Raw genomic sequence first — 21,326 nt, 5'->3', positions numbered from 1 at the left:
ATGTCTGTTTTTTCTAGGTAGTATTGGTGCGTTATGTCTCAAATGGATTTGAATTCTTCACTTTTGCTTAAGCAGTCGTCTCAATTGGATGCCGCACAAGCAACATTGGATTGGTGTCGCTTGCGGGTCTTTATCAAGAACTTGTGGGTGAACATCCTTCAGTGCTTTCTGATGTGGAAGGTGCGATCAGCGCACTTGTCGAGGCACTTGAAAAAGCGAGTAAAGTGAACGGCGGAAAACCTCTTCGTGTGTTGTTAAACGACGAAGGTGCTTTGTACTTTAGTGCGTTAAAGGGCGGAGAAGCAGAGCCTGCAGAAGCAAACCCTGCAATGGGGCTGCGCGGTGTGTCTCGCTTTGCGAGTGAAGTGGGTAAACCAGGCTTTGTCTTTGAGTGTAATGTGCTGAAATCTACCATTGAAGACAAAGGCATTGCCATCGAAATCGTCGTGCCTTTCATCCGTACGTCCAGTGAAGCGGCGACAATGATTGATCTGTTGGCAGAGCAGGGTCTTTGCCGCGGTGCAAAAGGACTCAAAGTCTTGTTGGCCTGCCAGCTTCCGTCAAACGCGCTATTAGCAGATTCCTTGCTTGCCTACTTTGACGGCATCATTGTGGATGTAGATTGTCTTGCCAGCTTCACGCTTGGCGTGGACTTTGATTGCACGGCGTTGCCATATACTTTCACCAAGCACAATGAAGCTGTGAAAGGGTTAATCCTAGATACCATTAAAAAGACGCTGTCTGCCGAGAAGCCAATTCTTGTGCTGTTAAATAAACACGATCAGAAGGTCGTCGAGTTGGTCGATGGTGTCGGTGTAGAGCTGATCTTCAAATAATCGAGATCGCCACACTCTTCTGAAAACGCCGCCATTGTGTGGCGTTTTTCGTTTATGAAGCAGTGGTTACGCCCAGAAAAGGAACAATAAAAAACCAATCGCACACGAGTATTCAAATTACTGCAACGCTCTTTGCGTAAATCTCGTATACTGCGCCTAATTGAAAAAGAGTGAGTAAGAAGGTCAATGATTAAGATCGGTCAGGTGAACACCCTAACAGTAGTCAAAGAAGTGGATTTTGGCGTCTTTGTTGACGGTGGTAAAGAGTACGGCAACATCCTTTTGCCTAAACGCTACGTGCCAAAAGGAACGCTTCTGGGTGACGAAATTTCTGTGTTCATTTATTTCGACTCTGAAGACGACATCATTGCTACCACTGAAAAGCCACTGGCTGAAGTGGGTCAGTTCGCGAAACTTAACTGTGTGAACGCAACAAAAGTCGGCGCATTCCTAAACTGGGGTCTGCCAAAAGATCTTCTGGTGCCGTTCAGTGAGCAACGTTCGCGCATGCAGGAAGGCAACTCATACTTGGTTTACCTGTATCTGGACAATGCGTCTGGTCGTATTGTTGGTTCGACCAAGTTCAACAAGTTCTTGGATAAAACACCTGCACGCTACGAAAAGGGCGAGCAAGTGCATATCACTGTGGTTGAAGAAACAGAATTGGGCTACAAATGTGCAGTGAACGACATGCACTGGGGCTTGCTGTTCAAGACTGAGGTGTTCGGTAAGCTGTTCATCGGTAAGAGCCTGAAAGCCTACATCAAGCAAGTACGTGAAGACGGCAAGATTGACTTGGCACTTCAGAAACTGGGCAAAGGCAAAGTAGATGACCTGTCAGAGAAGGTCATCCGCACACTTAAGATGAAAGGTGGATTCCTTCCAGTTAGTGACAAAAGCAGCCCGGCACAGATTTTTGAATTGTTCCGCACCAGTAAAGCGACATTCAAAAAGACCATTGGTGGTCTTTATAAAGAGCGTCGTATTCGCATTGAAAAAGACGGCATTTACTTGATTAAGTAAAACCAACCGCTAGAAAAAGGCTGCCAATGGCAGCCTTTTTTGTGACTGTCATTCTGGCAAAGTCGGTATAAATAAAAAGAGCCCGGAACGATTCCTGTTCCGGGCTTAGGGGAATGGCTCGTAAGAGCCTTGCGCTAACTGGTTTAAATGGAGATTTGTAACACTTCAAACTTTAGTTGGCGCAAGGTGGCGGGAGCGTTTCAACCATGAGACTTTTAAAAGCAATCATGCAATAAACAGATTTACGTCTCTAACTAGCTCTCTTGGAAGGCCATTTTTAATGCGATTGCCTACCCATTTACCAATGCCGATAGGTTGCTGGCGGTAGCAGACAATGACTTCACCTTTTGTTGGCGTGATTTGAGGTCGAACATCTCGTCCCATGTACCATTCTTTGGCATCTTCTGCTGTAAGCTCAACACAATTTGCTTCTTTACCGGTCGCAAGTGCCATCACGGTTTCGTGTTGCCAGCGATAGCCATTCTTGTGCGTTTCAGCGAGCTTAAGGCCAATACGGTCAAATTTGATTTCCAACAGAATATCTTCGATCGCGGCAGGGAACAGCCACACTTCTTTGTCGCGAACCCAGACGTTAGAGGATTCAGGAATAGACAGCTGAAGGCTTTCTTTTAATGCCTTTGCTGCCGCATCGGCATCTTTGCGGCTGGCTTTTTGGAATGGGAAGTTGCGAGGACGCTTTTTCACCATTTCGCTGCCTACGCTTTGCGTTTTTCTCAGGCGCGCAACGAAGAAACCTTCACTGTCGAAGATTTGAGGAAACACGTGCAAGAAGCCTTCTTCGGTACACGCATCTCCCGCGTTTTCGAACAAGTGGTTCAGTGGTTCGAATTCAACCGCATCACCAAACAACGATTTGATGTGGTGGCAGACATCTTGGTTTTCTTCACGGCTGAGCGTGCAGGTTGAATAAACCATGACGCCACCCGGCTTTAGCGCATGGAATGCGCTTTCAATCAGATCTTTTTGAGTGTCTGCAATTTCATTGATGGATGCGAGACTCCAATTCGCAAAGGCATCCGCATCTTTTCGAATGGTGCCTTCGCCGGAACACGGCGCGTCAAGCAAGATGGCATCAAAGGTTTCCGGCAACCAAGTACCGAAAACACGCGCATCGAAATTGGTCAATGCCGAGTTGTAAACGCCACAACGAAGTAAATTCGCGTGAAGCACTTTGACTCGGCTTGCGGAATATTCGTTTGCAACCAATACGCCACGGTTTTCAATGGCGGCAGCAATTTGTGTAGTTTTAGAACCAGGAGCAGCTGCCATGTCGAGAACACGCTCAAGTTCACGGTCTTCTTCCAACAAAGCCGTCACTGGCAGCATCGAGCTTGCTTCTTGGATATAGAAAAGACCTGACATGTGCTCGGCAGTATTGCCAAGTGGCACTGAATCGTCTTCTTCATCAATCCAGAATCCGGTATCACACCAAGGTACAGGTGACAGTGACCAACCTTTCTCCGCTGCGCGGACTTTGAAATCTTCAACAGAGATTTTGAGCGTGTTAACACGAATGCTGCGTCGCAATGGGCGTTTACATGCTTCGATAAAATCGGTCATTGAAAGATGAGAAGGCAGGGTTTGTTCCATGTGTTTTAGGAACAATTCCGGGAAGACGATATTTGGATGCACCTGAAAGGTCTCGCATGAAGTTCTATTGAACCGCGAAGTTTATAACGTTCCCCACGGGTCTACAAGGCAGCGCGAAGCCTGATACATGCGAAAAAAAGGCGTTTTGAGGTTATCAAAACGCCTTTGTAACAAATACTGATTAATAGGACGGTATTGCCGTTCTCCATTGCTCCCATTCATCTTTTGGAGAGCTGTGGAGCAGGAAGTGTTGATCCGAGCGTGCTGGTTTGGCTAGCTCAGTGCCTTCCGGTGTCGCAAAGGCTATGCCGCCTTTAATCACACTCTCAAGCGTACCGCTACGCACGGTTGCACCTGTTAGGCCAATAGAGACATCAATACCTGAATCATTCCAGAATACGGTGTTCTGGCGAACCAGATGTTTGTAGTCGTCGCTGATCTTAATTTCAATCAGCACGCGATCCGCAAATCGGCCAAGGCGCACATCTGTAACAGCTCCCACTTCGAAGTCTCTGAAGAGGATAGGGGTGCCAACAGCGACAGAGCCGCGCGTTTCGCTTTCCAATACAATGGTCAAACCGCCGGCGTATTCCGCTGAATTATGAAGCGTGAAGTCTTTGCGTTGCTACCTTTACCCGGTACAACAGAAATGTATGCGCCGAATAGAGAATCGAGGTTCTCGGTTTTTGTGAGGCTCAGAGACGGTTGTGCCACCCAGAAATAGCTGGTTGCTTTAGCAAGGCGAGCAGAGTATTCAGGGTAGATGATTGCAGAGACGACGACACCGTCGGTATCAAAATCAGGTTTAAGTCCGGTCACTTCACCGACGTTAACACCTTGATAGCGAATGTTACTGCCTTCACTGAGGCCATTAGCTGCGTCAGAGGCAAAGGTAATCGCAAGGCCGTAGTTTTGCGCTGAATTCAAGCTGTCATAGAGGATCCAGTTTCGACCGTCTTTATTGTCGATACCTTGGATATCACCAAAGGCGATGCCGCCAGCAACGATGGACTTCAAAGAGCCGGTGTTGACTTCAACACCCGACAGGCCGGCTTTGACGTCGATGCCTGATTGATTCCAGAAGACTGTGTTTTGATTGATCAGGTGTTTGTAGCGATTCTCTATTTCAACAATCACTTCAATGCGATCTTTCATTAGAGAGAAGTTCGAAACTTTACCGACTTCGAAATTCTTGTACATCACTGGGCTGCCTTGAGAAACAGAAGGTAACTTGTTCGCAACCAGCTTGTACTCGGTTACGCCTCGCTCTGCTTCTTTGGCATTGCGTGCTTGGATTTCTGTTTTGAACAAGTGGTAGCTTTCCGCAACTGCGTCTTTGCCTTCGCTGGTGAAGCTAATGGCTGGGTCAGCAATTTGTGCGAAAGCAGGGACGGAAAACTCAACGCCTTCAGATGAAATGCGCCCGCTTACACCACCGACAATAAAGAAGCGCGAATCTTCTTTAACAAGGTGTCGGTTTTTCGGGTAGATGACCAGTTCCAATTCAACCTTGTTAGGACTCAACTTCGTTGAATTGATGAAACCCACTTGCAGGCCACGGTAAAGCACCTTGGTGTTTTGCGCGAGGCCCCAAGAGGTCTCTGCTTCCAGTTTTACTTTCAGCGAGTTCGGGTCATCGGCAACAATCGACTCTTTTGTTTTTGCGGCAAAGGTTCGTGCATCCTGTCCATCACCAGGATAAAGCGTCAGTGTATTCCCAGTGAAGAGGTTACCGAGGTTCTTAAAGCCACTCAGGTTAATCTGCGGCTTTTCGATAATGAACTCGCTGCCTGATTTCAGCATCCACGCCATTTCTGGGTTGATGTTGCTGTCGCGACGGTGCCAGAAAACGAGTCGTTAAAGTTGATGCCGTTTAAACGGCCAACTTCCAAACCTTGGTAAAGAATCGCTGAGTGAGCATTCTTGATGCCATGGTCAGCAGGGAGGTTCAATGTCACTGAGATGCCACGATCTGTGTCATTGATGGATTTGTGTAATTTGAACGTTTGGAGTTCTTCTGCGGGCTTTCCACCTTCAGGGGAATCAAATGCAATCCCGCCTGCGATGACAGAGGCTAAGTTTTCGACTTTAACATCAAGGCCATTCAGGCTGATATCAGCATTGATACCGCTGACATTCCAAAATTTCGACGCGGAAGTGACAAGATTAGCGTGTTCTTTCTTTACTTTTAGTGACAGCGTCACGCCGCTTTTGTCTTTGTTTAATTGATAGTCGTATACTTCACCAACCAGAATCTTTTTGAAGTACACGCCTGAACCAATGCTCAATGAGCCTAAGTCTGGCGCCTCAAGTTGAATGTGAAGGCTATCATCATCAAAGGCGTCTTTCGGTGGTTCATCCGCAGCAATAAAGGTCGTGCGATCTGCGCCAGAGCCCGGTTGCACTGCGATGTAGTTACCTGAAACAAGCGCATCTAGACCGCTGATGCCCGTGATCGATGCTTTTGGTCGAACAACCCAAAACACGGTGTTTTGGCGAAGTATCTTTGTCGCTTCCGGGTAGATGTCCGCTTCTGCGTAGATGCTTTTTAGGTCGTCAGAAAGAGTGACACGACGAATCATGCCCACTTCCAAACCTTGGTAACGAATGGTCGTACGTCCAGCCTGAATACCTTGTGCATCAGTAAAATAGATTTGAATGCGCTCACCCGCTTCACTGACGGAGCGGTAAAGTAACCAACCAGCGAGAACAAAGGCGAGAAGGGTAAAAATCCAAAGCGGCGATATGCCGCGATCCTTCTTCACTGTTGGCTCAGTCACTTGAGAATCATCTACGTTGCTCATACTTGTCCCAAATAAGTCGAGAATCTAGGCTTTCAGCGGCAATCATTGTTAATACAACAACTAACCCGAAAGCAATGGCACCGGGGCCCGGTGTGAAATCAAGAAGATTACCTCGGTCAATCAATGACACCATGATTGCGATCACGCATAGGTCCATCATCGACCATTTTCCTATCCATTTAACGAAACGGTAGAGTTTCATACGCTGCTTGCGTCCCGTTTCAACTTTAAAGTGGATACAAATCAATATGTAAGCAAGGGATACGATCTTCGCGACCGGTACGATGATACTGGCGGTAAAGATAATAATGGCGATGCCGTACATGCCTTGCTTAATCAATGCCGCAACGCCGGAGAAGATGGTATCTTCGAGCCGTTTGCCGTTCGTAATCAGAATTGAAATAGGGTAGAAGTTGGCAGGGAAGATAAAAACGACGGCCGCAAGCAAAGATGCCCACGTCTTCTGAATACTCTGAAACATTCTTGCTGAAAGCGGCGAGCCACAGCGTGTGCAGTTCGAATGGGAATCACATTGCGTCAATCCACAATGAATGCAGCTAATGACGTTACCTGTGTTGTGGTTGTCTTGTGTATCAACACTGGCATCTTCTCCCTTTCTTTCGCTGTAAGCATCCCAATAACGTTTAGGTGAAACGCGTGAAAGCAAAATAGCGACAAGCACTTGAAGCACGACAAAGCTAAACAGCCCTTGGCCAACCATGATGTCAGCGTAGTCGCGCACCTTAAATGCCGCGATAGCTAGGCTAACCAAAAAAACGTCGATCATCACCCAGTGACGAGCAACCTTAATAAAATAGGTTGAATAGTAGAGTGCCTTTGCGTTTAGGTGCTTTAAAGACCAGTGAGAGGCAAAGATTGAAAGCAAATATACCAGTGGGCAAAACGCGGTACAGAATATGACTAAGGCTCCCACGAACGGGAACGAGTTCAGAAGTGTAAATGCACCACTTGTTACTGTTGTCGAAATTTTTACGGCAAACAGCTCAATCACAATAAGTGGAAAGACCTGCGCGGGGATAAGCAATGCAAAAGCCGCCAGTGCGATTGCCAACTCTCCAGAGAGGGAAAGGGATGATTTCTTTACAACTCTTGCGCCGCACTTAGGGCAGCATGCACTTTGGCCAACAGAGACCGGGACCTTCTTTAACAGTAGATCGCAAGACGTGCATCTAAGGACGTGCATATTCTAAACCTGGCAAAATGTGCATGCAGACCTTTAACAGTGTACATCCCATGTAGAGAAATCTAGTGGGATTGTCATAGACATTGGATAGCGAAACCCTAATCGTTCTTTATATTTAGGGCGTGAATTGTCATCCGCGTGTCGTACATGCTTGCTTAATATAGGCAGCTATCTTAATCAAACTGACGTCTTTACACATCATTTTTCAATGATTTAGTTGTGCTCTTTGAAAATGAACACGGCTTTTGGTGTTTGAGAGTACAAAAGGCAAGCAGGGCGCACAGAAAACGGTCATCAATCAAAGGTGGCATTGAATAATGTCTTGTTCCGTTTTAAGGTTGCACACAATTGAGATGGAAGCAGTAACACCATGGAAAATAAAGTCGATTTTTATGCCACCCTTACCCGACAAGCAGCCGCTTTGGTAGAAGGTGAGCCAAACCTCATTGCTAACCTTGCCAATGTGAGCGCATTGTTGTTCCAAGCATTGCCCGACATTAATTGGTCTGGTTTTTATCTGGATGATGGTGACATGTTGGTTTTAGGCCCTTTCCAAGGCAAACCAGCATGTGTGCGCATTCCTTATGAAAAGGGAGTTTGTGGCAGTGCTTTCACCAAGCAAGAGGTGGTGAGAGTGGAAGATGTGCACCAATTCGACGGTCATATCGCATGTGATGCAGCAAGCAATTCGGAAATTGTTTTACCTTTGTATGTCAAAGGAAAACTTGTTGGTGTATTGGACATAGATTCGCCAAATATCGGCAGATTCGATCATGATGATGAAACGGGTCTCACTTTATTGGTCACTGAATTGCAAAAACACCTCTAAATTTAAGCTTCTTTGTGGTTTTTCACACAGAGGTATCTATAATACGCAGCACTTAATTTGTTAACCCGTACACTCTCTATTGTGTGCTCGTAACACAAAGAGACAGGAAGAAAGATGGAAAACACTGAAAAACTGGCCAACAGCAAGCAAGTTATCGCCTATATTGCTGAACTTTTCCCAAAATGCTTCACATTGGAAGGTGAAGCCCGTCCTCTGAAAATCGGCATTTTTCAAGATCTGGCTAACCGCCTTGCTGATGATCCTAAAGTCAGTAAAACTCAACTGCGTGCAGCTCTGCGCCAGTATACTTCTTCTTGGCGTTACCTTTACGGTGCGAAAACTGGCGCGATCCGCGTTGACCTTGATGGCAACGATTGTGGTGAGCTAGAGCAAGAGCACATCGATCACGCTCAAACTGCACTAGCAGAAAGCAAAGCGCGTGCTAGCGAGCGTCGTAAAGAGCAAGCTGCAAAGAATGGCGATAAAAAGCCAGGTGCAAAAGCGAAACGCGCACCAAAAGCAAATAAATCAACAGCTAACCCTTCAAAATCTCGACCAGCTAAGGCAAAAAATACTAAGCTAGATAATAAGCCTGCTGAACCACGTCGTGAACTCAAGGCTGAAGACATTGTCGTAGGTAAAGACGTAAACGTTAATATGGGCAATGGCAACATGCCTGCTACGATTGTAGAACTTAATAAGGACGAGGTACGCGTTCGTTTGAGCAATGGCCTGACCATGCTAGTGAAAGCGGAGCACCTTAGTTCGTAAAGGGAGAAACCTCGACGCATGATCTGTCGATTCCGCTTTTCCGCGATTGCTGCTAGCTTAATGCTAGCAGCATCCGCCCAGCCTTTGAGGCCAAGTATAACACCGCTGATATTCCTACGCTGGTTTCAGAACCCCAACACAAAACCGCGAGCAAACGCATTACTCGTCGTTTTGAAAAGTCTCACTATAAGCAGTTCTTGCTTGATGACGAGTTCTCTCAAGAAGTTTTTGAACGCTACCTAGAAACGCTAGACTTTAATCGTTTGTTTTTTACACAAAAAGACATCGATGAATTGTCTAAATGGCAGCTTCAAATCGACGATCAACTTCGCTCAGGCGACACTTCAGCCGCTTTCGATATCTTCAATAAATCTCTGCAACAACGCTTTGACCGATACCAGTACGCATTAGCATTGCTGGACAACGAGATCACGTTTGATGCTGAAGAAAACATGCTCATTGATCGAAGCGAAGAGCCTTGGGCAAAAGATAAAGCAGAGCTTGATGAACTGTGGCGTAAGCGTGTTAAAAACGATGCGTTGAACTTGAAGTTGGCGGGTAAAGAATGGCCTGACATTCAAGAAACACTTCAAAAGCGCTACAACAATGCCATCAAACGTTTGACGCAAACGAAAAGTGAAGATGCTTTCCAGCTTTACTTGAACGCATTTGCACGAGAAGTAGATCCGCACACAAGCTATCTTTCTCCTCGTAATGCAGAACAATTCCAATCAGAGATGAATCTCTCTCTGGAAGGGATCGGTGCTGTACTGCAGGTTGAAGATGACTTTACCGTGATTCGCTCATTGGTTGCCGGCGGTCCTGCATCGAAGTCGAAGAAACTGTCTCCGGGTGATCGAATCATCGGTGTTGCTCAGGACAAAGACAAAGTGGTCGATGTTATCGGCTGGCGATTGGATGATGTGGTTCAACTGATCAAAGGTCCGAAGGGCAGTACAGTGAAACTGGAGATTCTTCCTGAAGGAGCGAATTCCAAGAGTTACACTGTCACACTTGTGCGCGACAAAATTCGTTTGGAAGACCGCGCCGTTAAATCAGAAGTGATTGATGAAGGTAACGCGAAAATTGGTGTTATTTCAGTACCGAGTTTCTATGTCGGTCTTGCTGAAGACACCAAAAAAGAAATCGCAAACCTGAAGAAAGACAAGGTTAGTGGTATTGTTATCGACCTTCGTAACAACGGCGGTGGTGCATTAAGCGAAGCATCTGCATTGACCGGATTGTTCATTGAAGGTGGTCCTGTTGTTCAGGTTCGAGATAGCTACGGTCGAGTAAAAGTAAATAGCGACAGTGACAACGCAATTTACTATGACGGTCCACTAACTGTCTTGATTAACCGTTACTCTGCGTCTGCATCTGAGATTTTTGCTGCTGCATTGCAAGATTACGGAAGAGCCGTGATCTTGGGTGAACAATCATTTGGTAAAGGCACGGTTCAACAACACCGTTCGCTGAACCATATCTATGATCTGTTTGATAAACCTCTCGGTCATGTTCAATACACGATTCAGAAGTTCTATCGCATTAATGGTGGCAGTACTCAACACTTAGGTGTAGTTCCTGACATTCCATTCCCAACAGCGATTGATCCAGAAGAAACGGGTGAGAGTGTTGAAGAGAACGCGTTGCCGTGGGATAGCATTACACCTGCTGCCTACGAGACAGTTAACCAGCTGACACCATTGGTGAAAAAGTTGGGAACTGCGCATGAAACTCGTATTGGTAAGGATACTGAATTCGGTTTTATTCTCGAAGACATCGCTGAATATAAAGCGTTGAAAGATGACAACGTCATTTCTCTGAATGAGAAAGAGCGAATCAAAGAACGAGAAGACACCGATACTAAACGTCTTGGACGTTTGAATGAGCGTCAAGCATTGCTTGGTAAAGAACCATTCAAAACGCTAGATGATGTGCCGAGTGATTACGAAGAGCCAGACGCGTATCTTGATGAAGCAGCCATGATCACGCAGGACATGGCGAACGCACTCCAGCGAAGCTAAATCCTCATAGACGAAAAAGGCGAGCATAATGCTCGCCTTTTTTCAATCGCCAAAATATCATTTTTATTATTAACAACCTCGTAACCTGTGATATTTGTCTAAAATATATAAAGACATAACGAGTTAGGAGAAGCGTATGAAAAAATGGTATGGCCTTATCTTTGTTATCTTCTTTCTTGCAACGCCTGCAAAGTCACAAGATCTCACTCAACTCGACTTCCCACTTTTGATTGGTGATTGGTATTGGTTCAGTCCGGATCAATCGACATCAACATCTGGGGAAAATGCGTACAAAGCGATAAACATCAGTTTTAAGTCCGACTTCCGTTTTACCGTCAAACTTTTAAAGAGAGATGGTACGGTGGAAGAGGCGGTTGGAGAGTATGACCTCGATGAATCAACGTTGGTTTTAAGCGATGACTTCGGGGAAACACAACGCCACTCATACCAACTCAATCACAATCAACTGTCGCTTCAAGGTGCACAATTTACCAAAGTTTTGCCAAACAACCTTTCTGGCACTTGGTACAGTGATGTGATTCAAGGTAAAGATGTTGATGAACGTGTTTCAGACCTCGCGCTGATTTTGCGTCCTGATTTTCTTTTTTCTGTGAAAGTCTCTGGTGTAGAAGGGCGTTCGGTGACACATCGCGGTGTTTATTACCTCGAAGATGATCATCTTGTTTTGATTTATCGAGGTGGCCAACAAGACTCCGTCTTTGAATTGAATGCAGATACACTCAAACTCAGCAACAACCAATTTGGTATGGAAGCGGTATTGAAACGTGACCAACCTTAGGTAATAAGATTGCTGATAACGCGCTAATAAAAAAGGACGCATAGCGTCCTTTTTTATTAGATATTGAAAGCTTTTCTTAGCTCACTCAGGTATTCCGTATCTTGGCAGATCGATTTACCTGGTTCATCGGAAATTTTCGCAACGGGTTTGCCGTTACACGTCACCAACTTGATCACCACGTTTAACGTTTCAACGTCAGGGAGGTGACAAGTAAGTTGAGTGCCAATGCCGAAAGATGTATTGATACGACCGGTAAAGTGCTGATGAATGTTAATCGCTTTCTCAAGCGTTAGGCCATCAGAGAAAATAAGCACTTTATCAAGAGGATTAATGTTCAAGTTCTCATAATGCGCGATCGCTTTTTCACCCCAAGCAATCGGGTCGCCGCTGTCATGACGGAGGCCAATAAATTGCGCACTCAAATGTTCGTTGAAATCATTCAAGAATGCATCCATGTTGATGCAATCGGTGAGGGCAATTCCTAGTTTGTCTGGGTATTCTTGTAACCAACGATGAAGGGCGAGTTGTTGTGAATCCGCCAGATCACCGGCCAATTGTTGGTGAGCTTGGAACCATTCGTGCGCTTGCGTACCAACAGCCGGAATACCGTGCTGCATCGCAAGTGCGAGGTTCGATGTACCTGCGAAGTGGCCGCAATGACCAACCAAATGTTGGACAATAGCGTTGTGAACATCTTTAGAGAAACGACGACGCGTGCCAAAGTCAACAAATTGAAAGTCTTTGCCGATGTTGGAAAGGGACGTCAGTTTTTGTTCAAGCAAGTCAACTGCTTGTTCAGGCGTTGATGTTGGGTAATTTCTGTTACAACGTAACTCGCAAATGATTGCCAGTAACGGCACTTCCCACAAGATGACATCTAACCATTTGCCTTCGATGCGAATAGCCAGCTGGTTGTCAGCAACGGTCACCGAAACTTGTTCGGCGTTCAGTGAAAAACTCTCTAGATAGGAAAGGTAGTCGGCCTGGTATAAACCCAATCCTGAAAGATAAGTGATTTCTTGAGAGGTAAAGCGTAAGTTTGCCAGCGCCTGAACTTCTTGTTCTATTTGATTTTTGAGGTCAGCGAGGCTTTCATCGCTGCGGCAATGAAACTCAGCAGCAACATCGACTTCCGGGTAATGATGGAATATCGCTTGTTGCATATTTAGTTTGTAGGCATCCGTGTCTAATAGTGACGAAATAATGGGCTTAAGCATGCCTTAAAAAGTACCTCTGAAACGGTTTAGCTGAGATCTTCGATTTGCTACCCATAAAATGCAATTCTGGGCATAAGGGAGCAAATTTAACGTCAAATAGGGCAGTTGAGTCAACCCATTGATTACCCAATTTCCATCCGAAAACTAGGGGCGATTGAGTTTAATTGGTCACGCATTGTGCAGGGAGTTGGTAGCAATGAATTATGTTTATGAGTATCTTAGGTAATTATCTCACATAATTAGCTCTCTCTGCATTTTCTTTTTGATTGAGAGCGTTGGCGTGAATATTTAAAGGAAACCGTCATGGCACAACAACCTCAGGCAAAGTATCGTAAAGACTATAAAGCCCCAGACTTCACTATCACTGACATCGATTTAGATTTTGATCTTGGCGCAACAAAGACAACAGTGATCGCCAAAAGCAAGGTGAAGCAATTGACGCCGGGCAGTGATACCTTAACGCTTGATGGAGAAGGGTTTATCCTTCGTCGCGTTGAGATTGATGACAACGCTTGGACGCATTATGAAGAAACCGCTGAAGGATTAGTGCTTTCAAACCTGCCAAGCGAATTTACACTTCTGATTGAAACTGAACTCGATCCTGCTGCTAACACGTCTCTTGAAGGACTCTACTTATCTGATGGTGCATACTGCACACAATGTGAAGCGGAAGGGTTCCGTCGTATAACCTATTACCTTGATCGCCCAGATGTTCTGGCAAAATTCACCACGAAAATCACCGCGGATAAAGCCGCTTTCCCATTCCTACTGAGTAACGGTAACAAAGTGGGTCAAGGTGACTTGGATGCAGGACGTCATTGGGTTCAATGGGAAGATCCATTCGCAAAACCAAGTTACTTATTTGCTTTGGTTGCTGGCGATTTTGATTTGCTGCAAGACGTGTTTACCACGCGAAGTGGCCGTGATGTGGCGTTAGAAATCTTTGTTGATAAAGGCAATTTAGATCGTGCTACACATGCGATGACGTCATTGAAAAATTCAATGAAGTGGGATGAAGAGCGTTTCGACCTTGAATACGACTTGGATATCTACATGATCGTTGCTGTCGATTTCTTCAATATGGGGGCGATGGAAAATAAAGGGTTGAACGTCTTCAACTCGAAGTTTGTTCTCGCCAACTCAGACACCGCAACGGATACCGATTACTTGGGCATTGAAGCGGTTATCGGGCACGAGTATTTCCATAACTGGACAGGTAACCGAGTAACTTGCCGCGACTGGTTCCAACTTAGCCTCAAAGAAGGGTTGACTGTTTTCCGTGACCAAGAGTTTTCGTCTGATTTAGGCTCTCGCGCAGTCAATCGCATTAATAACGTTCGCATCATGCGTGGTCCTCAATTCGCCGAAGACTGTAGCCCGATGGCGCACCCAATTCGCCCTGAAAAAGTAATAGAAATGAATAACTTCTATACGCTAACCGTCTATGAGAAGGGCAGTGAAGTTATTCGTATGATGCATACCTTGCTGGGAGAAACCAACTTCCAAAAAGGCATGAAACTTTACTTTGAACGTCACGATGGTACGGCTGCGACGTGCGAAGATTTTGTAAAAGCGATGGAAGATGCATCAGGTATCGACCTTGGTCAATTCCGACTATGGTACAGCCAGTCAGGCACACCTGAATTGACAGTCAGCGCAGAGTACCAGACAGATGCAAAAACGTTAACCCTGACAATTAATCAAAAGACACCGCCAACAGCAGATCAAAAAGAGAAAGCACCGCTTTTAATCCCGTTCGATGTAGAGCTTTATGCCGCTGATGGCAGCGTTGTTGAGTTACAGTGTAACAATAAAAAAGTAAGTAGCATTCTGCATGTGACAGAGGAAACGCAGACGTTCGTCTTCGAAAATGTCAGTGAGAAACCTGTCATCTCAATGCTTCGCGAATTCTCGGCGCCGGTGAAATTGAATTTCGATTACAGTGATGAAGAACTCGCGTTCTTGATGGTTCACGCTAGAAATGAATTTGCGCGTTGGGACGCGGGACAAATGCTCCTCGCGAAACATATCAAACAGAACGTTGCTCGCATCCAGCAGGGTGAGGCGTTCGTTTTGCCTGGCGATGTCGTTGATGCATTCCGCGGTGTGTTGCTTGACGGCAAACTGGATTCAGCATTGATCGCAGAAGTACTTACCTTACCAAGCGAAAATGAAATCGGTGGCTGGTTTGATGTTGTAGATGTTGATGCAATCAATACCGTTCGTACTGCAATCAAACATCGTTTTGCTACTGATCTTTCAGACGAGCTGAGCGCGGTTTACCACACACTAAACCAAGAAGACTACAGCATTGAACATGATGCAATTGGCAAGCGTAGTTTACGTAATGTTTGTCTTGGATATTTAGCGCACATTGAAAATGGTAATGATCTGGTTCAGGCGCATTTCGACGGTGCGAACAACATGACAGATACTGCCGCGGCGCTTGGTGCAGCAAACCATGCTGAACTTGCATCTCGCGAGTCTTTGATGAAAGCGTTTAGTGATAAATGGACACATGATGGCTTGGTGATGGACAAGTGGTTCATGCTGCAAGGTTGTAACCCGGCGACAAATGCTTTGGAAAATGTGAAAGCACAAATGTCACATCCAGCATTTAGTTTGAAAAATCCAAACCGTACCCGTTCTTTGGTTGCGTCTTTCTGCAATAACAACCCGGTTCATTTCCATGCGAAAGATGGTTCGGGCTATGCGTTTTTGACCGAGATCCTGACACAGCTAAACACATCTAACCCACAGGTCGCTTCTCGTTTGATTGATCCTTTGCTCAAGTTCAAACGATTCGATGAAGATCGACAAGCTCTGATGAGAAGCTCGCTTGAACGTTTGGCGTCTCTGGATAACCTCGCGAAAGATCTGTACGAAAAAATCAACAAGGCACTCGACGCCTAACCTTGATTAAATTCTGTAATTAAGTAATTTAAAGCCGTCTTATTAAGGGCGGCTTTTTTATGAACTCGAATGTGTATTACTTTTCCGTGGATATTTCTTACCACATTTTCCAACAACATTATGCCGGAGTGGCATCGACCGTTGTTGTTAAAACCGACAATGGATTAACCCTTCAATTACCGGCGTCTAGACTCCGACCATATTTAAGCCAATTGGGTGTAAAAGGGAGATTTCGCCTTACCGTTGATGAAAACAATCGTTTTAAATCGCTCGATAAAATTGTTTAAACCGTACGTCAATCACATAACTAAAAAGTCGCATTGGATTAACGTTTTTTCATGTAACGTTTTTATTAACAAGGCCGTAAACTACTTCATAAGTCGCAAAGACTGATTAACCTCTATACTCATAGCGATTACATAAAAAATAAATGGAGTAGGCCATGACCGCGCGAGACCCAATTGTGCCGGTGTTGCTAGAGAAAGTTTATCACCTGATTGCTGAGAAACTGGATAAAAAACAACAGCCGCTTGTAGAGACTTTGGCGAAAAGGATTTTAGGACCCATTTCGGACGATGACCTTCAAGAAAGAAATGAGTCTGACCTTTACGGCGCTGTTTTAAGTCTCTGGCACCACCTCAATAATTACGATCAATCCACCATCTTTGTAAAAGTCTTTAACCCTACGCTCAGCGGTAATGGCTGGCAATCTACACATACCATCGTAGAAATACTCACTCCAGACGCACCGTTCTTGGTCGATTCTGTACGAATGGCTCTTAACCGCTAGATATTGCAACGCACTTGATGCTCAACGGTCCGCACCGCATCGTAAAAGATGCGAAAGGAAACGTCGTTGAAATCGGTGGTGAGAAAGGCGACCGCCAGACTGTCTTCCATATTGAAATCGATAGGATGACAAGTAAAAAAGAAATGGCGGCGTTAGAAAAAGACCTGACGGAAACATTGAACGATGTGGCGTTGGTTGTAAATGATTGGCAACCAATGCAAGAGCAGGTCAAACAGATCATTAGCACGCTGAAAAAAGAAAAGCCTGTTGTTGAGAAAGAACGTCAGGAAGAAGCGATTGAATTCCTTGAGTGGATCGGCTCGCACAACTTTACCTTTATGGGGTACAAGTATTATGAGCTGAACGCTATTGAAGGTGACCACATTCTGGTGCCTTCAAAAGACGCGGGTCTTGGTCTGGCTAAAAAACTCGACTTGAAACGCCCGGGACTCAAGTTGTCCGACATGCCTGAGTCGGCGAGGGCAACCGCTCTGAGAAAAGAGATCCTTATCATTAATAAGGGCAGCAGCAAGTCACGGGTTCACCGTCCTGCCTATATGGATTACATCGGGGTTAAATGCTTCGATAAGAAAGGCAACGTCATCGGCGAGCATCGATTCCATGGCCTTTATGCTTCCTCTGCGTATAACCAATCCACCAGCAACATTCCGGTACTGCGTAACAAAGTAAACCGGATCCTAGAGATCAGTGGCTACTACGAAGGATCCCATTCGTGGAAAGCACTCGCCAATATCATTGAAAACTTCCCACGCGATGAGTTGTTCCAAGCAACTGAGATGGAAATGCTCGATATCGGTATGGGCATTGTGCAGGTTCAAGACAGGGATATGCTGCGAGCCTTCGTTCGTCGCGACCCGTTTGGCCGATTCTTTTCCTGCATGGTTTATGTGGCGAGGGAGCGCTACAACACTGAATTCCGACGTGCTACACAGCGCATTTTGAAGAACTACTTCGGCTCTGAGCAAGAAGTTGAATTCAATACCTTCTTCTCTGAAAGCCCACTCGCAAGGACTCACTATATTGTGCGTGTCGAGAACAATAACTTTGATATCGACGTGAAGAAATTGGAGCAAAACCTGACTGAAGCGGCGTCCTCTTGGGATGATCGTTTGCAAGAAGCCGTTATTGCGAACTTTGGTGAGAACAGCGGTACGCCGATTGCGAAACGTTTCCTCCGTGCTTTCCCACGTTCATATAAAGAAGCGATGCTGCCAGGTTCGGCAGTTGCCGATATTGAAAGGCTGGAAAACCTGAGTGACGATCATAAGCTGGATATGCTTTTCTATCGACCTCAAGAAGAGCCTTCAGCCTCGTGTGCAGTACGTTTGAAGCTGTTCCAGAAAGATGAAGCGATTCACTTGTCAGACGTGATGCCGATGCTTGAAAACCTCGGTCTGCGTGTGATTGGTGAGTCACCGTATAAAGTAGAAACGACATCTGGGGATACCTATTGGATCCTTGATTTCTCGATGCTGCATTCTGCTCGAAACGGTTTTGACCTTTCAGAAGCACGCGATCGTTTCCAAGAAGCGTTTGCGGGTATTTGGTCTGGCCGTTTAGAAAGTGATGGTTTCAACCGACTGGTTCTGAATGCAGGTTTGAGCGGAAGAGAAGCAACGATCCTTCGTGCTTATGCCCGTTACATGCGCCAAGTAGCATTCCCGTTCAGTCAGGCATATATCGAAGAAACGCTGGCTTCGCATGAAGATCTGGCGCAATTGCTGGTGAATCTATTTACTAAACGCTTCGACCCAGAGAAAAACAGTCAAAAAGAGCAAACCAAACTCATCGCTCAAATCGAAGAAGAGTTGGAACACGTCGAGAGCTTGGATGATGACCGTATTATCCGACGCTACATGGAAATGATCCTTGCGACGCTGCGTACCAACTACTTCCAAAAAGACAAAGAGACAGGTTCATACAAGGACTATATCTCTTTCAAAATGCAGCCTCAGAATATTCCTGAGATCCCTAAACCAATACCGGCATATGAGATCTTTGTTTACTCGCCAGACATTGAAGGTGTCCACCTTCGTGGCGGCAAGGTTGCGCGTGGTGGTTTACGTTGGTCCGATCGCCAAGAAGATTTCAGAACGGAAGTGCTGGGCTTGGTGAAAGCGCAACAAGTTAAGAATACGGTGATTGTCCCTGTTGGTGCGAAAGGCGGGTTTGTTTGTAAGAAGCAACACCATCTCACCAACCGTGACGAGATCTTCGCAGAGGGGCAACGTTGTTACCGCATCTTTATCAAAGGTCTGCTCGACATTACGGACAACATCATTGAAGGTGATTTGACTCCGCCATTGTCAGTGGTGCGCCATGATGAGGACGATCCGTATTTGGTTGTTGCGGCGGATAAAGGGACAGCGACTTTCTCCGACTTAGCTAACTCGGTGTCAGAAGAGTACAACTTCTGGCTGGGTGATGCGTTTGCCTCTGGTGGTTCAAACGGTTATGACCACAAAGCCATGGGTATTACCGCAAAAGGTGGTTGGGAATCGGTTAAACGTCACTTCCGCGAAATCGGTATAAACTGCCAAGAAACCGACTTTACCTGTGTGGCCATCGGCGACATGGCAGGAGATGTATTTGGTAATGGTATGTTGCTGTCGAAGCATATTCGATTGGTCGCGGCCTTTAACCATCTGCACATCTTTATTGATCCAAACCCAGATTCAGCAAAATCATGGGTAGAAAGGGATCGTCTGTTTAAACTGCCTCGCTCCAGCTGGGAAGACTATAACGCGAAACTCATCTCTAAAGGCGGTGGCATTTTCTCTCGTCGCTCTAAATCAATAGAGCTGACGCCTGAAATCCAGAAAATGCTCGGTGTGAGAAAGCAAACCATGACGCCGAACGAGTTGATCAAACAGATCCTTAAATCAAATGTGGATCTGCTTTGGAACGGCGGTATCGGTACCTATGTTAAAGCGGAATCAGAAACCCATATTGAAGTGGGTGACCGTGCCAACGATGCACTGCGTGTAAACGGCAATGAGCTGGGGGCGCGAATTGTTGGTGAGGGCGGTAACTTGGGTATGACCCAGCTAGCTCGCGTTGAGTACGCGATGAATGGCGGCCTGGTGAATACCGACTTCATCGATAATGTTGGTGGTGTTGATTGCTCGGATAACGAAGTTAACATCAAGATCTTGCTCAATAGTTTGGTAGCAGCAGGGGATCTGACATACAAACAACGTAATGAGCTTCTTGTTCGTATGGAAGATGAAGTCTCTGACATTGTTCTGGATGATGCCTATTGCCAAAGTGAGTCTATTTCTGTCACGGCAGAGCAGCAAGTTGCCTTGTTGAAAGAGCAGATCCGCTTTATTCATTACCTTGAAAAAGAAGGTAAGTTGGATCGTCAACTTGAGTATCTGCCTGATGACGAAACCTTGGCAGAGAGACAGCTCCACGGAAAAGGTTTAACCCGCCCTGAAATTGCGGTGCTGGTGGCCTACGGCAAGATGGTGCTGAAAGAGCAGTTGGTGATTGAGCAAATCACGCAAGACGATCATTTCGGTAAGTTACTGCCATCCTACTTCCCAACGGAGTTACAACGTAACTATCGTGATGCAATGGAAACACACCCTCTGAGAGGGGAAATCATTGCAACCAGCCTTGCAAATCAAATGTCTAATGACATGGGCTTTAACTTTGTCACCCGTATGCAAGATGAAACGGGCGCACGCGTTGGCGACATTGCAGCCGCGTACGCGATTGCTCGAGAAGTCTTTGAGTTCGGTAAGACTTTTGAAGACATTCGTGCTCTTGATAATGAGTTGCCTGCTCAGGTTCAATACGCAGTGATGTATCGCTGTCGTAGAACATTGCGCCGTGCAACGCGTTGGATCCTACGTAATCCGATGAAAGAAAAGGGTATCGAGCAACTCGTTGCCTTCTACAAGCCTGCGGTGAACAACATTGCAGATAATCTTGAGAAATACCTGGTACCTTCAGAAATCAAAGAGCATGAACAACAAAGCAAAGAGTACACAGACAAAGGCGTGCCAAAAGCGATTGCTGATAAGGTCGCCCGTCTGAGCAGTCTGTTTGCGGGCTTGGATCTTGCGCAGGTTTCCGACCAAATGGACAAGCCGTTCGATGTGGTGGCGCGTCTCTACTTTGTGCTGGGCGATACTTTGTCGCTGCACTGGTTCCTCAAGCAAATTACCAATCAGCCAGTTGAAAACCATTGGCAAGCATTGGCAAGAGCGTCGTTCCGCGAAGATCTCGACTGGCAACAACGTATGTTGACCGCCATATCTTGGAAGGAATGAAGAAAGGGGAATCTGCAGAGCTTGGACTTGAGGCGTGGATGGTTGAGCATGCAGTGAGTTTGGGGCGCTGGGAGAGTATCGTTGCCGAATTTAAGGTGGGTACAGCCCATGAATTCGCAAAATTCTCTGTAGCATTGCGAGAACTCACACTTTTAAATTTGAATTAATCCTCCAAACCGTTGATAATACAGCCCCGTTTATTCG

13 protein-coding genes and 2 pseudogenes are annotated in these 21,326 nt (G+C 45.9%); 9 read left to right on the top strand and 6 right to left on the bottom strand.

All coding sequences use genetic code 11. From position 1 onward, the window contains the following. The first annotated feature begins 113 nt into the window (after positions 1-113). Both ATN88_RS18925 and ATN88_RS18920 read left to right on the top strand, forming a co-directional pair. The gene (locus ATN88_RS18925) at positions 114-836 is read left to right on the top strand and encodes a putative PEP-binding protein (RefSeq protein WP_232313424.1); all 723 of its coding nucleotides are present in this window, start codon (positions 114-116) and stop codon (positions 834-836) included. A 186-nt stretch (positions 837-1,022) separates the two neighbouring features. Then, positions 1,023-1,859: a CvfB family protein gene (locus ATN88_RS18920; RefSeq protein ID WP_067419223.1), complete on the top strand. Its 837-nt coding sequence runs from the start codon at positions 1,023-1,025 to the stop codon at positions 1,857-1,859. A gap of 225 nt (positions 1,860-2,084) precedes the next feature. Here ATN88_RS18920 and rsmF read toward each other — a convergent pair whose 3' ends face one another. The 5 genes from rsmF to ATN88_RS18905 form a co-directional block, all read right to left on the bottom strand. Then, positions 2,085-3,512: a 16S rRNA (cytosine(1407)-C(5))-methyltransferase RsmF gene (rsmF, locus tag ATN88_RS18915; protein ID WP_067419222.1), complete on the bottom strand. Its 1,428-nt coding sequence runs from the start codon at positions 3,510-3,512 to the stop codon at positions 2,085-2,087. A 139-nt stretch (positions 3,513-3,651) separates the two neighbouring features. After that, positions 3,652-4,047: an MlaD family protein gene (locus ATN88_RS27685; RefSeq protein ID WP_232313399.1), complete on the bottom strand. Its 396-nt coding sequence runs from the start codon at positions 4,045-4,047 to the stop codon at positions 3,652-3,654. Then, positions 4,044-5,282 (bottom strand): MlaD family protein, encoded by a 1,239-nt coding sequence (locus tag ATN88_RS27680; protein WP_232313398.1) that lies wholly within the window; start codon positions 5,280-5,282, stop codon positions 4,044-4,046. Before ATN88_RS27680 ends, ATN88_RS27685 begins: the two co-directional genes overlap by 4 nt. Beyond that, on the bottom strand, positions 5,267-6,274 hold the full coding sequence (locus ATN88_RS27675) for a PqiB family protein (protein ID WP_232313397.1): 1,008 nt from the start codon (positions 6,272-6,274) through the stop codon (positions 5,267-5,269). The genes ATN88_RS27680 and ATN88_RS27675 overlap by 16 nt, the downstream gene beginning before the upstream one ends. Then, on the bottom strand, positions 6,258-7,478 hold the full coding sequence (locus tag ATN88_RS18905; protein ID WP_067419221.1) for a paraquat-inducible protein A: 1,221 nt from the start codon (positions 7,476-7,478) through the stop codon (positions 6,258-6,260). Before ATN88_RS18905 ends, ATN88_RS27675 begins: the two co-directional genes overlap by 17 nt. A gap of 370 nt (positions 7,479-7,848) precedes the next feature. Here ATN88_RS18905 and ATN88_RS18900 point away from each other — a divergent pair, with 370 nt between their 5' ends. The 4 genes and pseudogenes from ATN88_RS18900 to ATN88_RS18885 all read left to right on the top strand — a co-directional run bounded on the left by ATN88_RS18900 (position 7,849) and on the right by ATN88_RS18885 (position 11,901). Next, positions 7,849-8,307: a GAF domain-containing protein gene (locus ATN88_RS18900; RefSeq protein ID WP_067419220.1), complete on the top strand. Its 459-nt coding sequence runs from the start codon at positions 7,849-7,851 to the stop codon at positions 8,305-8,307. A gap of 114 nt (positions 8,308-8,421) precedes the next feature. Next, positions 8,422-9,078, top strand: a complete 657-nt coding sequence (gene proQ, locus ATN88_RS18895) for an RNA chaperone ProQ (protein ID WP_067419219.1) — start codon at positions 8,422-8,424, stop codon at positions 9,076-9,078. 18 nt (positions 9,079-9,096) lie between these two features. Continuing rightward, positions 9,097-11,102, top strand: a pseudogene (gene prc / locus ATN88_RS18890) (carboxy terminal-processing peptidase). A 136-nt stretch (positions 11,103-11,238) separates the two neighbouring features. Continuing rightward, entirely contained in the window at positions 11,239-11,901 is a 663-nt protein-coding gene (locus ATN88_RS18885; RefSeq protein WP_067419218.1) for a hypothetical protein, read from the top strand. Positions 11,902-11,957: 56 nt separating this feature from the next. On the opposite strand, the gene pncB is transcribed toward ATN88_RS18885, so the two are convergent. Next, positions 11,958-13,118 (bottom strand): nicotinate phosphoribosyltransferase, encoded by a 1,161-nt coding sequence (pncB, locus tag ATN88_RS18880; RefSeq protein WP_067419217.1) that lies wholly within the window; start codon positions 13,116-13,118, stop codon positions 11,958-11,960. A gap of 303 nt (positions 13,119-13,421) precedes the next feature. Between pncB and pepN the strand changes: the two genes are divergently transcribed. From pepN to ATN88_RS18865, 3 genes and pseudogenes are all read left to right on the top strand, one after another. Further along, positions 13,422-16,031, top strand: a complete 2,610-nt coding sequence (gene pepN / locus ATN88_RS18875) for an aminopeptidase N (protein ID WP_067419216.1) — start codon at positions 13,422-13,424, stop codon at positions 16,029-16,031. 59 nt (positions 16,032-16,090) lie between these two features. Beyond that, on the top strand, positions 16,091-16,318 hold the full coding sequence (locus ATN88_RS25650; protein WP_083539533.1) for a DUF2835 domain-containing protein: 228 nt from the start codon (positions 16,091-16,093) through the stop codon (positions 16,316-16,318). 155 nt (positions 16,319-16,473) lie between these two features. Then, a pseudogene (locus ATN88_RS18865) lies at positions 16,474-21,289 on the top strand (NAD-glutamate dehydrogenase). Positions 21,290-21,326: the final 37 nt, after the last annotated feature.

This window comes from Enterovibrio coralii (genome assembly GCF_001559595.1).
Taxonomy (GTDB): Bacteria; Pseudomonadota; Gammaproteobacteria; order Enterobacterales; family Vibrionaceae; genus Enterovibrio; species Enterovibrio coralii.
This window is presented reverse-complemented; position numbering and strand designations above follow the sequence as displayed.